Annotated in this window: 13 protein-coding genes; 7 read left to right on the top strand and 6 right to left on the bottom strand. The window is 70.9% G+C overall.

Annotation, left to right across the window (positions count from 1 at the left end; translation table 11 throughout):
- Positions 1-92: 92 nt before the first annotated feature.
- Both FS532_RS11315 and FS532_RS11310 read left to right on the top strand, forming a co-directional pair.
- Positions 93-1442: an alpha/beta hydrolase gene (locus FS532_RS11315; protein ID WP_144754029.1), complete on the top strand. Its 1350-nt coding sequence runs from the start codon at positions 93-95 to the stop codon at positions 1440-1442.
- Positions 1439-2992, top strand: a complete 1554-nt coding sequence (locus FS532_RS11310; protein ID WP_144754027.1) for a GMC family oxidoreductase — start codon at positions 1439-1441, stop codon at positions 2990-2992. The genes FS532_RS11315 and FS532_RS11310 overlap by 4 nt, the downstream gene beginning before the upstream one ends.
- Positions 2993-3400: 408 nt before the next feature.
- On the opposite strand, the gene FS532_RS11305 is transcribed toward FS532_RS11310, so the two are convergent.
- The 5 genes from FS532_RS11305 to FS532_RS11285 are packed head-to-tail and all read right to left on the bottom strand — an operon-like array spanning position 3401 to position 9052.
- Positions 3401-4279: an ABC transporter permease gene (locus FS532_RS11305; RefSeq protein ID WP_144754024.1), complete on the bottom strand. Its 879-nt coding sequence runs from the start codon at positions 4277-4279 to the stop codon at positions 3401-3403.
- Positions 4276-5187: an ABC transporter permease gene (locus tag FS532_RS11300; RefSeq protein ID WP_099051920.1), complete on the bottom strand. Its 912-nt coding sequence runs from the start codon at positions 5185-5187 to the stop codon at positions 4276-4278. The genes FS532_RS11305 and FS532_RS11300 overlap by 4 nt, the downstream gene beginning before the upstream one ends.
- Positions 5184-6389 carry an ABC transporter substrate-binding protein gene (locus FS532_RS11295; protein ID WP_144754021.1) on the bottom strand — a complete coding sequence of 402 codons (1206 nt, stop codon included), beginning with the start codon at positions 6387-6389 and terminating at the stop codon, positions 5184-5186. Before FS532_RS11295 ends, FS532_RS11300 begins: the two co-directional genes overlap by 4 nt.
- Positions 6386-7573: an ABC transporter ATP-binding protein gene (locus FS532_RS11290; RefSeq protein WP_144754018.1), complete on the bottom strand. Its 1188-nt coding sequence runs from the start codon at positions 7571-7573 to the stop codon at positions 6386-6388. Before FS532_RS11290 ends, FS532_RS11295 begins: the two co-directional genes overlap by 4 nt.
- A 24-nt stretch (positions 7574-7597) precedes the next feature.
- Positions 7598-9052: an aminobutyraldehyde dehydrogenase gene (locus FS532_RS11285; protein ID WP_144754015.1), complete on the bottom strand. Its 1455-nt coding sequence runs from the start codon at positions 9050-9052 to the stop codon at positions 7598-7600.
- A 146-nt stretch (positions 9053-9198) separates the two neighbouring features.
- Here FS532_RS11285 and FS532_RS11280 point away from each other — a divergent pair, with 146 nt between their 5' ends.
- The 5 genes from FS532_RS11280 to FS532_RS11260 all read left to right on the top strand — a co-directional run bounded on the left by FS532_RS11280 (position 9199) and on the right by FS532_RS11260 (position 14476).
- Positions 9199-9669 (top strand): Lrp/AsnC family transcriptional regulator, encoded by a 471-nt coding sequence (locus FS532_RS11280; RefSeq protein WP_144754012.1) that lies wholly within the window; start codon positions 9199-9201, stop codon positions 9667-9669.
- A 107-nt stretch (positions 9670-9776) separates the two neighbouring features.
- On the top strand, positions 9777-11108 hold the full coding sequence (locus tag FS532_RS11275) for an aspartate aminotransferase family protein (protein ID WP_440130712.1): 1332 nt from the start codon (positions 9777-9779) through the stop codon (positions 11106-11108).
- 2 nt (positions 11109-11110) lie between these two features.
- Positions 11111-12475, top strand: coding sequence for an NAD(P)/FAD-dependent oxidoreductase (locus tag FS532_RS11270; RefSeq protein ID WP_144754006.1), 1365 nt, complete (start codon positions 11111-11113; stop codon positions 12473-12475).
- Positions 12475-13803 carry a flavin monoamine oxidase family protein gene (locus FS532_RS11265; protein ID WP_144754004.1) on the top strand — a complete coding sequence of 443 codons (1329 nt, stop codon included), beginning with the start codon at positions 12475-12477 and terminating at the stop codon, positions 13801-13803. The genes FS532_RS11270 and FS532_RS11265 overlap by 1 nt, the downstream gene beginning before the upstream one ends.
- A 19-nt stretch (positions 13804-13822) precedes the next feature.
- Positions 13823-14476 carry a DUF1345 domain-containing protein gene (locus tag FS532_RS11260; RefSeq protein ID WP_260852649.1) on the top strand — a complete coding sequence of 218 codons (654 nt, stop codon included), beginning with the start codon at positions 13823-13825 and terminating at the stop codon, positions 14474-14476.
- Here FS532_RS11260 and FS532_RS11255 read toward each other — a convergent pair.
- Positions 14469-15389 (bottom strand): SDR family oxidoreductase, encoded by a 921-nt coding sequence (locus FS532_RS11255; protein ID WP_144754001.1) that lies wholly within the window; start codon positions 15387-15389, stop codon positions 14469-14471. The two genes, FS532_RS11260 and FS532_RS11255, sit on opposite strands and share 8 nt — an antisense overlap.
- Positions 15390-15499: the final 110 nt, after the last annotated feature.

The raw sequence follows: 15499 nt of genomic DNA, 5'->3' as shown, positions 1-15499 counted from the left end.
TTCCGCCCGGACCGCCGCCGATCTTCGCATGTTCGAAACACGGGGTACAGCGGTGCTGTGAGCGTCGGTACGCAGGCACGTAGGAACGAAGGATGCCCACCACCGTGTTCTGCCTGCACGCCCTCGGCTCGAGTTCCGAGGAGTTCGTGGGCCTCCGTACCCGCCTCGCCGGCACGCTCGACCTCGTCGGGATCGACCTGCCCGGCTTCGGGACGAGCACCGCCGCCACCGGCACGACCGTCGAGGAGATGGTCGTCCTCGTCGAGCGGGCGATCGGTCGCAGCGGCGTCACCGAGTGGGCGCTCCTCGGGCACTCGATGGGCGGCAAGGTCGCGTCCGTGGTGGCGTCCCGCACCGTCGACGGGACGAACGGCCTGTTCGGGCTCCGGGCCGTGGTGCTGCTCGCCGCCTCGCCGTTGTCGCCGGAGCCGATGGACGAGGAGCGCCGCGCCACCATGCTCGCGTGGGCGGCCGACGGCGAGATCGGACCGGACGAGGCCGAGGCCTTCGTCGACGCGAACACCGCGTCCCGCCTGGCACCCGAACCGCACGCCACCGCCGTCCACGATGTACAGCGCGCCGTGCCGCAGGCCTGGACCGACTGGCTCGTCCGCGGCAGCCGTGAGGACTGGTCGACCGTGTTCCCCGCCAACCCCGTGCCCGCGCTCGTGCTCGCCGGCGCCGAGGACGGCGACCTCGGACCGGACGCCCAGCGCTCCGTGAACCTGCCGCACTGGAGTGCCGGGGAGTCCGCCGTCGTCGCGGGGGCGGCGCACCTGCTGCCGTGGGAGCAGCCGGACGAGGTCGCCGACCGCATCCGCGACTTCTGGCGCCGACGGGTCGACCACGGCCCCGTCGTCCCCGCGGACACCGCCCGGGTGATCGCCTCCCCGCGGGTGAGCGCCCGCACCCGGGGGGTCCTCGCCGTCCGCTCGCTGCCCGACGCCCCCGACCGCGAGCCCCGTGCCCTCACCCGCGGGCAGCTCGACACCCTCCGGGCCCTGGCGCGCGTCGTCGTGCCGCAGCCCGGCGACCGGCCGATCGACCTCGCGCTGCGCGTCGACGACCAGCTCGCCGACGGACTCGGCGACGGCTGGCGCCCGGACGGACTGCCCGCCGACGTCGACGCCTACCGAGCAGGGCTCGACGCACTCCAGGCGGATGCGACCCAGGGCGACGACCACCTCGCCGACGTCCTCGCGTCGATCGACGCGGGCGAGTACACGCCGGCGTCGGGCCGCCTGGACTCCGGCCAGCTGCAGGCCTGGGCCGAGGACGCCGCCGTCGACCTGGCGAAGCAGTGGATGGCGCACCCCGCGACGATGGCCGCGGTCGACTACGACGGGTTCGCCAACGGCGGTGACGGGCTCCGCAAGCAGGGCTTCCTGCTGCTCGGAGCCGACGAACGCGAAGCATGGGAACCGACGGGAGCCGCACGATGAGACTCGACCACCAGCGCCACCACAGCGAGGACGAGGTCGTCGACGTGGTCGTCGTCGGCACCGGAGCCGGCGGCGCGCCACTCCTCGCCAGCCTCGCACGCAAGGGTCTGAGCGTCGTCGCGCTCGAGGCCGGTCCGAACACCGAGCCGGACGACCACACCCCCGACGAGGTCGAGGCCCCCGGCGACATCAACTGGATGGACGAGCGGATCAGCGGCGGGAGCGCACCGACCGCCTTCGGGCCGAACAACAGCGGCACCGGTGTCGGCGGTTCCACCCTGCACTGGGGAGCGTTCACCCCGCGGCCGAACGCGCACGACATCCGGCTCCGCACCGACTCCGGGCAGGGCGAGGACTGGCCGATCGACCACGCCGAACTCACCGGCTGGATCGAGCAGGTCGAGCACGACGTCGGCGTCGCCGGCCCCGCGCACTACCCGTGGGACCCGGCCCGCCGCTACCGGATGGGACCGCCGGCCCGGAACGCCTCGTCCGACATGATGATCCGCGGCGCCGCAGCCGTGGGCATCACCGCGACGGACGCCCCCGTCGGTCTCACCACCGAAGACCGGCACCAGGAGCACCACGGGCTCCGACAGGCCTGCGTCTCGTGCGGGTCCTGCCACCAGGGCTGCCGGAACGGCGCCAAGGTGTCGATGGACACCACGTACCTGCCGGCCGCGGTGGCGTTCGGTGCCGAGATCCGCGCCGAGGCGTTCGTGCACGGCATCGAGCTCGACGCCCGCGGCGAGGTCGAAGCGGTCGTGTACCGCCAGGGCGGTCGCGACCACCGGCAGCGCTGCCGCGCGCTCGTGCTCGCCGCCGGCGGGATCGAGACGCCCCGACTCCTGCTGCACACCGGGCTCGCGAACAGCAGCGAGCAGGTCGGCCGGAACTTCACGGCGCACGGCGCCACCCAGGTCTGGGCGACCTTCGACGAGTCGATGCGGTCGTACCGCGGGTACCCGTCGTCGATCATCACCGAGGACTTCGTCCGACCGGCGGACGCGGACTTCGCGGGCGGCTACCTCATCCAGAGCCTCGGCGTGCAGCCCCTGACCCTCGCGACGACGCTCGTGCGGGGTGGCGGGCTCCGGGGCGCCGAACTCGTCCGCGCGCTGCAGGACTACCCGCGGATGGCCGGCGTCGGCATCAACGCCGAGTGCCTGCCGTACGACGACAACCGCCTGGTCCTCGCCGACGAGGTGGACGCCAACGGGGTGCCGAAGGCCCGTGTGACGTTCTCCCCGGGCTCGAACGAGGAGGCGATCACCCGCCACGCGGTCCGCACGATGACGGCGATCGTCGAGGCCGCCGGCGGGAAGGACGTCCGGGTCCTCGACCGCACGGCGCACACCGTCGGCACCGCGCGGATGGGCACGGACGCGGGGAACTCGGTCGTGGACGACGCCGGTCGGTCGTGGGACGTGCCGAACATGTGGATCGTCGACAACTCGGTCTTCCCGAGCTCCCTCATCGCGAACCCGGCGCTGACGATCATGGCGCTGTCGCTCCGCACCGCCGACCGCCTGCTCCGCACTGGACGGTGAAGTATCACGTAGGCTGATGACGGGAGGACCCCACCGCCGGGTGGTACTCCCGGGCAAGGGTGAAGCCCACCACCGCGCCAACGGTGATGGGCTTCGATTTGCTCTCCGAGTGGAAAGCCGAGGACGGGCAAAATCCGTTCCCGAGTCCAACGCTCGGGTCCAGTGTAATCGAGCTCCGGCCCGATCGCACGCCCGTCCCGGCCGACCGCTCCTCGTGTCCGCCGGCGCTGACACCGGAGGTGGTCTCGATGTCGAACGACACCGATCCCAAGCCCAGGCGTCAGGTGCTCTGGCTGGGGGTCGCGGGCTTGCTCGTGAACCTCGCCAGGCTCCTCGTCGACCTGGTCCGGAAGGACTGAGACAGAGTTCCCCGCACTCGCGTACGACGGGTGTGGGGAACTCCGGGCGTCAACCCCGCGTCCGCGCCAACCGCCGGTTGAGCGCCCCGTTCAGCAGCGCGACGAGCAGCCCCACCGCGAACACCAGCGTCCCGAAGCACAGCACCTGCGGCGGCATCCCGGCCTTCGCGGCGCCGTACACGAACAGCGGGAACGTCACAGAGGGCCCGGCGACGAACGACGTGATCACGTAGTCGTCGATCGACATCGCCAGCGCGAGGAGTCCCGCGGCGAGCATGCCCGGCGCGAGCAGCGGGAGTGTCACGAGCCGGAACGCCTGGAACGGTGTCGCCCCGAGGTCCCCCGCGGCCTCCTCCAGCGCTCGGGAGGTCCCCGCGATCCGCGCCCGGAGCACCACCACCACGTACGCGACGTCGAACGCGACGTGCGTCAGCAGCACGGTGAGGAACCCGGTGCCGAGGCCGATCGACAGGAAGAACGACAGCGACGCCGACCCGACGACGATCGACGGCGCCGCGATGTCCGCGAAGACGACCGCGTTGACGGCACCCCGCCCGAAGAACTTGTACCGCTCGAGCGCCAGGGCCAGCGGCAGGCCGATCGCGACGGAGATCAGGGCCGCGAGGAACGCGATGACGACCGAGGTGACGAACGCCTGGCCGAGCCCGGAGACGTTCACGAGGTTCGCGTACCAGTACGTCGTGAAGCCGTTCCAGGCGAACGACAACCGGTTCGTGGGGGCGTCGTTGAACGAGTACACGATCATGTAGACGATCGGCACCAGGGTGATGGCGATGACCACCCAGTACACGATGGCGAGCCACGGCCCGCGCCGGTTCACGCCGTGCCGGCCGGGCAGACGACCAGTCGCACCGGTGACGGGCGACGCCGAGGCGCTGGACGAGCGGGTTGGTGCGACGGCGGTCATACGAGGTCCTCGAGGTCGTCGGTGCCGGACACACGGGCGTAGATGAACAGGATGATGCCGAGCACGACCATGAGCACGGTCGAGAGCGCGGCGGCGACGTTGTACTGCTGGTTGCCGGAGTAGGCGTCCTGGATCGCCTGGCCGATCGTGTACGTGTTCGTGCCGCCGAGCAGCGCCGAGTTGACCGGGTCCCCCACGCAGTCGATGAACACGAGCAGCACCCCGGCGAAGATGCCGGACCGGGACAGCGGGAGGGTGGTGTGCCAGAACGCCCGGAACTTGCCGGCGTACAGGTCGTTCGCGGCCTCACCGAGCCGGGGATCGATGCGCTCGAGCGCCGCGTAGATCGGCAGCACCATGAACGCCAGGTCGTTGTAGGCGTCGCCGAAGATGACCGCGCCGCCGGTGCCGAGGATGTGGAAGTCCTTGCCGGCGATCCCGATCCCCTGCAAGAAGGTGACGACGGGCCCCTGCGACGCGAGCACGAACGCCCACATGTCGGTCCGGATGATGAACGACACCAGGAAGCTGACGAACACGAGCATGAGCAGCGGGTTCTTCCACCGCGGTGACACCCGGAACGCGATGAAGTACGCGACCGGGTAACCGACGATGATGGTCACCAGTGTCGCAGCGAAGCCGTACCAGAGCGATCGGAGCAGGAAGGTGAGGTACGGCACCTGCGGGTCGACGAACAGTGACGAGTAGATGCCGAAGTTCCACGTGAACGTGTAGCCGTCGTCCGGGTTGCCCGACATGAGCGAGACGATGAGCCCCGACACGAGCGGGATGACGAAGAACACGCAGAGGTACGCGGTGCCGACCAGGGCGAGCAGGAACGGCGTGCTGCGACGCCGGCCCCGCCGGACCGGCACGGAGGGCGGCGCGCCCACCGACAGGGCCGTCACGACTGCACCACCGCGTTGAAGATGCCGTTCCACTCCGAGTACTCGTCGTAGTTCTTGAACACCCGGAACTCGTGCGACTTCGCGAGGACTTCTTCCGAGGGGAACACCAGCGGACTGTCCGCCACGGTCGGGTCGTCGAGTTCGTTCCGCACGTAGTCCTCGGCGGCGGGTACCGGGCAGACGTAGTTGACGTAGTCCTCGACGATGCCGGCGGCCTTCGGCGTGTAGTAGAAGTTCATCCACTCGAGAGCGGACACCGGGTTCGAAGCCTGCCGCGGGATGAGCATGTTGTCGTGCCAGGTCATCTGCCCCTCCTCCGGCGTGACGAACTCCAGGTGCGGGAACCCGGACTGCTGCGCCTGGAACACGTCGCCCGACCACGCCTGGGTGATCCAGGTGTCACCGTTCTCGAGCCGGTTGATGTAGCTCTGGTCGTAGAACCCGGTGACGCTCGGGCGGAGATCGCGGAGCCACTGCTGGGCCTTCCGCCAGTCCGACGGCGTGGACTGCTCCGGCGCGATCCCGAGCGCGAGCAGCGCCAGGGACCCGAGCTCGGTGTTGTCGCTCATCAGCCCGATGCGGCCCTTGAACGCGGGATCGAGGAGGTCCTTGAAGGACGTGATCTTCCGGCCCGTGTACTTCGGGTTGTACGCGAGCCCCGTGAACCCCGTCTGCCAGACGACCGAGTGCTTGTTGCCCGGGTCGTAGATCGGGTCCTTCACCGAGTCGGAGGCGTTCGCGGCGAAGTTCGGCAGCCGCGAGTGGTCGAGCTCGCAGACGAACCCGTTGCCGATCATCTCGGTGAGCTCGTACCCGTTCGTCATCACGACGAGGTCGTAACCGGTGGCGCCCTGCGCCCGGAGGATCGGCGAGACGGTCGCGTAGAAGGTCGCGTTGTCCTGGATGACCGCCTGGTAGTCGACCGCGATGCCGGTCTCCTGCTTGAACAGGGCCAGCGACTCGGACTTGCCGTGGTCGGAGTCGATGTACAGCGGCCAGTTCGCGAAGTTGAGCTCCTTGGTCGGCTTCGCGTCCTTCCAGAACGCCGTCCAGTCGACGGCGGGGCCCATCGACGCCGCGGAGCCCTTGATGCTGCACCCGGCGAGGAGCGCTGCGACGGCGGCCGCGCCGCCGCCGGCCAGGAACCCCCGTCGGCTCACCCGGGCGGACGTCAGTCCGCGCACCAGGTCGGGCCGACTCACGCGACGGCTCCTGCCGTGGCGGGTGCGGACTGGAGGCGCGGGTCCGCTCCGGCGGTGAGTCTCGCGTCGGACGCGGGGTGCGCCTCCAGGCCGAAACCGTGGTCGACGCCCCACGTGAGCCAGACCTCGGTGCCGGTCGCGATCCGCGGCCCGCCCTTCGAGTTCTGCGCGAAGACGGAGACGCGACCCGCGCCGGGCACGTCGACGAGGTACTGGGTGCTGACGCCGGAGAACGAGACGTCCACGACCCGACCCGGGCCGAGGATGTTGCGGCCGGCCTCCTGTGCCGGCTCGGCGGTGCGGATCTTGAGCTTCTCGGGTCGGACGCCGACGACGACGCGGCCGGATGTCGCGACCGCCCGCGCTGCCGGGACGGCGAGCGTGCCGGCCCCCGTCGCGACCACGAGCAGGCCGCCCTCGGTGCCGCGGACCTCGCCCTCGAGCAGGTTCGACTGGCCGAGGAAGTTCGCGACGAACGCGGTGCGGGGCAGCTCGTACAGGTCCTGGGGGCTGCCCATCTGCTCGATCCGACCGCCGTTCATGACGGCGACCGTGTCGGCCATCGTCATCGCCTCCTCCTGGTCGTGGGTGACGTGCAGGAACGTGAGCCCGACCTCGGCCTGGATGGTCTTCAGCTCGAGCTGCATCTGGTGCCGGAGCTTCAGGTCGAGCGCACCGAGCGGTTCGTCGAGCAGGAGGAGTGCCGGCCGGTTCACGATCGCCCGGGCGAGGGCGACGCGCTGCTGCATCCCGCCGGAGAGCTGGGCGGGACGCTTGCCCGCGGAGTCGTCGAGCTCGACGAGGTGCAGGGCTTCTCGCGCCTTCGTCATCGGGTCCGGGATCCGGCGTCGCTTCAGCCCGAAGGCGACGTTGTCGAGCACGCTCATGTGCGGGAAGAGCGCGTAGTTCTGGAACACCGTGTTGACCGGCCGCTGGTACGGCTTCGTGTCGGTGACGTCCCTGCCGCCGATCGTGATCGTGCCGCTCGTGGGTTCCTCGAGGCCGGCGACGAGCCGCAGGGTCGTGGTCTTGCCGCACCCGGAGGGCCCGAGCAGGGCGAAGAACGACCCGGCCGGGACGGTCAGGTCCAGCGCGTCGACCGCGGTGTGCCCGGGGAAGGACTTGGTGATCTGGTCGAGCCGGAGATCGGCTCCCGATTCGGCGAAGGTGCCGGTCATTGCCATGGTGCCTCCAGGGGGTGGTCGGCCTCAGCCGATGTAGGACATGACGTGCTTGATGCGGGTGTAGTCGTCGAACCCGTACTGGGACAGGTCCTTGCCGTAGCCGCTGTGCTTGAAGCCGCCGTGCGGCATCTCGGCGACGATCGGGATGTGCGTGTTGATCCACACGCAGCCGAAGTCGAGGTCACGGGCGAAGCGCATCGCCCGGGAGTGGTCGGTCGTCCACACCGAGCTCGCGAGCCCGTACTCGACGTCGTTCGCGGCGCGCAGTGCTTCGTCCTCGGTCGTGAAGCGCTGCACGGTCTGCACGGGCCCGAAGACCTCCTGCTGCACGATGCGGTCGTCCTGGCGCAGGCCGGACACGATCGTGGCCTGGTGGAAGTAGCCGACGTCGCCCTGCCGCTCGCCCCCGAGCTCGATCGTGGCGTGGTCCGGGAGCGTGTCGACGGAGGACCGGACCTGGGCGAGCTGGTTCGCGTTGTTCACCGGGCCGAAGAACGGGGTTGCCGTACCGGCGCCGGTCTGCGCGTTCGCCCGGGCTTCCTCGGCGAGCGCTGCCACGAACTCGTCGTGGATGCCGTCCTGCACGAGCAGCCGGGTGGCGGCGGTGCAGTCCTGCCCGGCGTTGAAGAACCCGGAGGCGACGATGCCCGCGACCGCGGACGGGATGTCGGCGTCGTCGAACACGATCACCGGGGCCTTGCCGCCGAGCTCGAGGTGCGTGCGCTTCAGGTCGCCGGCGGCGGCGCGGGCGACCTCCGTCCCGGCGCGGACGGAACCGGTGATGGACACGAGCTGCGGCGTCGGGTGGTCGATCATCGCGGCGCCGGTGGTGCGGTCCCCCACGACGACGTTGAGGACGCCGGGCGGCAGGAACTCGGCGGCGACCTCGGCGAGGAGCAGGGTCGACAAGGGCGTGGTGTCGCTCGGCTTGAGGACCGTGGTGTTGCCCGCGGCGAGCGCCGGGGCGAACTTCCACACCGCCATGTTGAGCGGGTAGTTCCACGGGGTGACCTGGGCGACGACACCGATCGGCTCGCGGCGGACGAACGACGTGTGGTCGGTCATGTACTCGCCGGCGCTGCGCCCCTCGAGGTTCCGGGCGGCTCCGGCGAAGAAGCGGATCTGGTCGACGGACAGCAGGATCTCGTCCTCCACCAGGGTGGCGCGGGGCTTCCCGGTGTCGAGCGACTCGAGGTCGGCGAACTCCTCCGCACGCTGCTCCACCGCGTCGGCGATCCGGAACAGCGCGAGCTGGCGCTCCCCGGGGGTGGTGCGGCGCCAGGTCTCGAACGCGCTGCTCGCGGCCGTGAACGCGGCGTCCACGTCGGCCGGGGTCGACACGGGTGAAGTGCCGTAGACGTGCTCGTCGGTCGGGTCCACCAGGTCGAACGTGCTGTCGGCACGCGACTCGACGGACGTGCCCCCGACGAAGTTGCGCACCTCGTGCGTCTCCGTCGCGGTCTTCGTCGTGTCCAGCATGGCGGCGATACTGGCACGGAATCGGGTGGTGCGGAAGAAGAATCCGCAGGTTGTGGAGAACCGTAACAACGGAAATCGTCGCGAAACACGGTGTTCACAACGAAATCCCTTGCGTTCTCGCGAAGGTCACTGCAATGCTGTGCGGCATGGCGGCAGCACCACGACGTCCGGGTCCGATCGACGACATCTCCAAGCGCATCATCGAGCAGCTCCAGGCCGACGGCCGCCGTCCGTACGGCGAGATCGGCAAGGCGGTCGGTCTCAGCGAGGCGGCGGTCCGGCAGCGCGTCCAGAAGCTCACCGAGACCGGCGTCATGCAGATCGTCGCGGTCACCGACCCCATGCAGCTCGGCTTCCACCGGCAGGCGATGATCGGCATCCGTGTGAACGGTGACACCCGGAAGGTGGCTGACGCGCTCGAGCAGCTTCCGGCGGTCGACTACCTCGTGATGACCGCCGGCAGCTTCGATCTCATGGTGGAGGTCGTCTGCGAGGACGACGACGGCCTCATCGAACTGCTCAACGGAACGATCCGGGCCATCCCTGGCGTGACCGCCACCGAGACCTTCGTCTACCTGCAACTCCGCAAACAGCTCTACGACTGGGGAACGCGATGACCATGTCCGACCAGAAGACCGAACAGCCCACCCGCCTCGGCTCCTACGACCCGTTCGCCCCGGTCGACGACGCCGCCCTGCAGCAGAAGTCCCGCGACCACCTGTGGATGCACTTCGCCCGGCACGGTGCGAACCAGGCCGGCGCCGACGTGCCGATCATGGTGCGCGGCGAGGGCCACCACGTCTACGACAGCCACGGCAAGGGCTACATCGACGGGCTCTCCGGCCTGTTCGTCGTCGCCGCCGGGCACGGCCGGAAGCGCCTGGCCGAGATGGCCGCCAAGCAGGCCGAGACGCTGTCCTTCTTCCCGATCTGGTCGTACGCGCACCCCGCGGCGATCGAGCTCGCGGACCGCCTGGCCGACCACGCGCCGGGCGACCTCAACAAGGTGTTCTTCTCGACCGGCGGCGGCGAGGCCGTCGAGACCGCGTTCAAGCTCGCGAAGTACTACTGGAAGCTCCGCGGCAAGCCGATGAAGCACAAGGTGATCTCGCGGGCGGTGGCGTACCACGGCACCCCGCAGGGCGCGCTCGCGATCACCGGCATCCCGGCGATGAAGCAGATGTTCGAGCCCCTGGCACCCGGTGGCTTCCGCGTCCCGAACACGAACTACTACCGCGCGGCCGAGATGGGCTTCGCCGGCGAGACCGAGGAGGAGTTCGGCTTCTGGGCGGCCGAGCGCATCCGCGAGATGATCGAGTTCGAGGGCCCCGACACCGTCGCCGCGGTCTTCCTCGAGCCCGTCCAGAACTCCGGCGGCTGCTTCACCCCGCCGCCCGGTTACTTCCAGCGGGTCCGCGAGATCTGCGACGAGTACGACGTCCTGCTGGTCTCCGACGAGGTCATCTGCGCGTTCGGCCGCATCGGGACGATGTTCGCGTGCGACACCTACGGCTTCGTGCCGGACATGATCACGTGCGCGAAGGCGATGACCTCGGGCTACTCCCCCATCGGCGCGACGATCATCAGCGACAAGCTGTTCGAGCCGTTCTCGAAGGGCGACACGACCTTCTACCACGGGTACACGTTCGGCGGGCACCCGGTCTCCGCCGCGGTGGCGATGGAGAACCTCGACATCTTCGAGGAAGAGGGCCTGCTGCAGAACGTGCAGCAGAACGCCCCGCTCTTCAAGGCGGAACTCGACACCCTGCGCGACCTGCCCATCGTCGGCGACGTCCGCGGTGACGGCTACTTCTACGGCATCGAGCTCGTGAAGGACAAGGCCACGAAGACGACCTTCGACGACGACGAGTCGGAGCGCCTGCTGCGCGGGTTCTTGTCCAAGGCGCTGTTCGACGCGGGACTGTACTGCCGGGCCGACGACCGCGGCGACCCCGTCGTGCAGCTCGCACCGCCGCTCACGATCGGGCAGCCGGAGTTCCGCGAGATCACCTCGATCCTGCGGAGCGTCCTGTCCGAGGCCGGCACGAAGATCTGACCGTGGGCGGCTACCGGGGCGTCTCGTTCTGGCTCGATGCGCTCGTGTCATCCGGACGCGACGACCTGACGCCCCGGCCGCCGCTCGACGGCGACACCACGGCGGACGTCTGCATCGTCGGGGGTGGACTGACGGGTCTCTGGACCGCCTGGTACCTGCACCAGGCCGACCCGCGCCTCCAGATCGTCGTCGTGGAACGCGAGATCGCGGGGTTCGGCGCCTCCGGACGCAACGGCGGCTGGTGCTCAGCCCTGTTCCCCCGTTCCGCCGCCTCGATCGCCGAGGAGCACGGCCGCGACGCGGCCCTCGCCCTGCGCGCCGCGATGCGTGACACCGTCGACGAGGTCGGACGTGCCGCGTCCGAAGCCGAGGTCGACTGCGACTACGTCAAGGGCGGCACCGTCCTCTACGCGCGTTCCGCCGTGCAGGAGCGCGCAGCCCGCCACGAGGTCGACTCGTCCGCCGAGTGGGGCGACGAGATGACGTACCGCGACGGTCGCCCCGGCGACGCGGCCGGCTCGGCCGGCGTCGCGTGGACCCCGGACTGCGCGCGCGTCCAGCCCGCAGCGCTGGTGCGTGGCCTGGCGGCCGCCCTGGAGGCACGGGGCGTCCGGATCGCGGAGCACACGCCCGCCGTGTCGTGGGCTCCAGGGCGCGTGGTCACCTCGCGCGGGACCGTCTCGGCCGGTGCCGTGGTGGTCGCGGTCGAGGGCTACGGTGCGCAGCTCGCGCAGACGAGGCGGCGGATCCTGCCGCTGTACTCGCTCATGATCGCGACCGCGCCGTTGCCGGCCGCGGTGTGGGACCGCATCGGCCTGGAGCACGGGCAGACCTTCTCGGACTACAGACACCTGCTCGTCTACGGACAGCGGACGGCGGACGACCGGCTCGCGTTCGGCGGCCGGGGTGCCCGCTACCACTGGGGGTCCTCGATCACGCCCGGGTACGACCGTGTGCCGCGGGTCTTCGCGCACCTGCGCTCGGCGCTCGTCGACCTGTTCCCCGCGGTGGCCGACGCCCCGGTCACGCACACCTGGGGCGGCCCGCTCGGCGTCCCGCGCGACTGGTGCGCCTCCGTCACGTGGGACGGACACGTCGGGACCGCCGGCGGGTACGTGGGTGACGGGCTGTCGACGACGAACCTGGCCGGGCGGACCCTCGCCGACCTCGTCCGTGGGCGGTCGTCACCGCTGACGGCACTGCCCTGGGTGAACCACCGGTCGCCGGACTGGGAGCCGGAGCCGCTCCGGTTCCTCGGGGCGAACGCCGGACTCGTGGCGACCGACCTGGCCGACCGCGAGGAAGCACTGACCGGACGCCCGAGCCTGGCCGCGCGCCTGATGGCACCACTGACCGGAGGACACTGATGGACACCGAGACCGTCGTCGTGGGGGCCGGGGTCTCCGGTCTCGCCGCTGCCAGGGCACTGGCACGCGCCGGTCGGTCCGTCATCGTGCTCGAAGCCCGCGACCGCATCGGCGGGCGCACCTGGACGGACACCGAGCTGGGCGTGCCGGTCGACCTCGGCGCGTCCTGGATCCACGGCATCGAGGGCAACCCGCTGTGGTCGCTGGCGTCGTCGTTCGGGATCGAGACCGTCGAGTTCACCGTCGGCAGCTTCCAGTTCGACGGACGACCGATCGCCTGGCACGACCCGTCGGGCGAACCGCTGTCCGGCGCTGCGGCGGCGTCCTTCGCGGCCGACCTGCACACGGTCGACGCCGCCCTCGAGGACGCCGTCGCCGACGCTGCTCCCGGCAGCTCGTACGCCGAGGTCGTCGCGTCCGTCGTGTCGGCCCTCGGCTGGTCCGGTGCCCGGGCCGACCGGGTGCAGGAGTACGCGGCGCACCGCTCCGAGGACCTGTGCGGCGCCCCCGTCACCGACCTCGACGCGCACGGGCTCGAGGAAGAACACGTCGCCGGGGACGAGGTCGTCTTCCCCGGCGGGTACGGGCAGTACGCCGCGGCCCTCGCCTCCGGGCTCGACGTCCGCCTGTCCTCGGTCGTGCGGTCGGTGTCGTCGACGGACTCCGGCGTGACGGTGGGACTGGCGGACGGGTCGACCGTCTCGGCCGCGGACGCGATCGTCACCGTCCCGCTCGGGGTCCTGCAGGCCGGTGACGTGACCTTCGACCCCCCGTTGTCCGAGCCGGTCGCCGGTGCTCGGGACCGCCTCGGGATGGGCGTCTACGACAAGGTGTTCCTCCGGTTCCCCGAGGCGTTCTGGGGCGGCGACTGGGTGGTCCGTCAGCAGGGTCCCGCCGGCGTCGACTGGCACTCCTGGTACGACATGTCCCGGGTGACCGGTTCGCCCGTGCTCGCGGCGCTCGTCGGCGGTGCCGGGGCCCGACGACTCGAGACGCTCCCCGACGAGGAGATCGTCGCCGAGGCCCTCGCCGCCCTGCGTCACGCGTTCGGCCCGGTCGTCCCCGAGCCCGAGGCCGTGCGGATCACCCGGTGGGCGGCCGACCCGTTCGCGAAGGGGTCGTACTCGTACCTGCACGTCGGAGCCGCACCGGACGACCACGACCTGCTCGGCACGCCGTTCGGCCGCGTGCAGCTCGCGGGCGAGGCCACGTGGGGGGACGACCCGGCGACCGTGCACGGCGCGCTGCTGTCCGGTCTCCGGGCCGCCGGTCGGGTGCTCGGGCACGACGTGGCCGCGGAGTCGCTGGTCGGCGAGCTGCCCGGCTGAGGCGCTCTACACTCGGCGCGTGAGCACCCGGCGAGCCCGTCCCCAGCACGAACACCGCGCACCGGTCGCCGTCGCGGTGCTGGTGAACCTCGGGCTCAGCCTGTTCCTGCCGAGCGAGGTGCTGTTCTTCCCGTCGTGGGTCGTCCCCGCGATCGGCGTGCTGCTGCTCGTCCCGCTCGTCGTGTTCAACCCGCGCCGTCTGACCCGCGAGACGACGTGGTCCCGCTGGCTCTCGGTCGCCCTGGCGATCCTGCTGACGGTCGCGAACCAGCTCACCGTCGTCCGGACGATCGACCAGCTCCTGCACGGGCACCCCGACGGCGGTGCGGTCCTGCTGACGGCGCTGCAGGTCTGGGTGAGCAGCATCATCGCGTTCGGGCTCGTGTACTGGGAGCTCGACCGCGGTGGACCGGTGGCACGTCGCCGGCCGGACCTCTTCACTCGCGACGAAGCGGACTTCCAGTTCCCGCAGGAGACCGACCCGGCGACCGCCGCCTGGCGTCCGGTGTACCTCGACTACCTGTACGTGGCGCTGACGAACATGATGGCGTTCAGCCCGACCGACACGATGCCGATGACCGTCCGGGCGAAGATGATCATGGCCTACCAGTCGATCGGCGGGTTCATCCTGCTGGCCCTGGTCATCTCGCGCGCGGTCAACATCATCAGCTGACCAGCCCTTCTGAGACCTCCCAGAGCCGCGCGGCGTCCTCGTCCCGGAGCATCGGTGCCCAGGGCTCCCGGCGTCCGGCCGGGCCGCCGAGCTGACCGGGCCCGGTCGGGCCGACGAACCCGCCGTCGAGGTCGGGGTCGGTCGCGGCGAGGAGGGCCGGCTCCGCCGCCGAGACCGGTGTCCCGACGAGGAGCCCGCGCGCCGACAGCCACCGGATCAGCCGGACGGCCACGGTGTCGCCCGCACGCCCGATCTCCGGCCGTGCGGCGAGCAGGCTCGTGGGAGCGACGCCCGGGTGACTGACCACACTCGTGATCCCCCACCCGCCGGCTCGGCTCCGGCGCCCGAGTTCGAGCGCGAAGAGCGCGCACGCGAGCTTCGACTGCGCGTACGCCCGCGCGACGTCGTACTCCCGCTCGGACTGCAGGTCGTCCCACCGGATCGAGGCCCGCCGCGCCGCCACGCTCGTCTGCATCACGACCCGCCCGCTCGCAGCACGCAGCAGCGGCAGCACGCCGACGACGAGTGCGACGTGCCCGAGGTGGTTCGTGCCGAACTGCAGCTCGAAGCCGTCCCGCGTGGTCTGCCGCTCGGGTGGGTTCATCACGCCGGCGTTCCCGACGAACACGTCGATCGGGGTGCCCTCGGACCGCAACCGGTCCCCGAGCGTCGCGACGGACTCCAACGAGGACAGGTCGAGGTCTTCGAGGACGACGGACGCGCCCGGGTGCTGCTGAGTGATCCGGGCGACGGCAGCGGCCCCCTTGTCGCGGTTCCGGACCGGCACGACGACCTCGGCACCGGCCCCCGCGAAGCGCGCGGCGATCTCGAGACCGATGCCGTCGCTCGCTCCGGTCACCAGGACCCTGCGGCCGCCGAGGTCCGGGATCTCCAGTCGTTCGTTCCGTGCCATGGTCCGCCTCTTCCGTCGTGGTCGGTGCCGGATCCGGCACCCGAGAGGATCGTCCTCGCGACTCGCGAGCGCAACCACGGCCCGACGATCCGTGGCTCCGGTCTCCGACC

Origin of the sequence: Curtobacterium pusillum (genome assembly GCF_007673235.1) — a bacterium.
Lineage (GTDB): Bacteria > Actinomycetota > Actinomycetes > Actinomycetales > Microbacteriaceae > Curtobacterium > Curtobacterium pusillum_C.
Note: the sequence above shows the minus strand (reverse complement) of the source record. Positions and strands in the feature narration are given on the sequence as shown.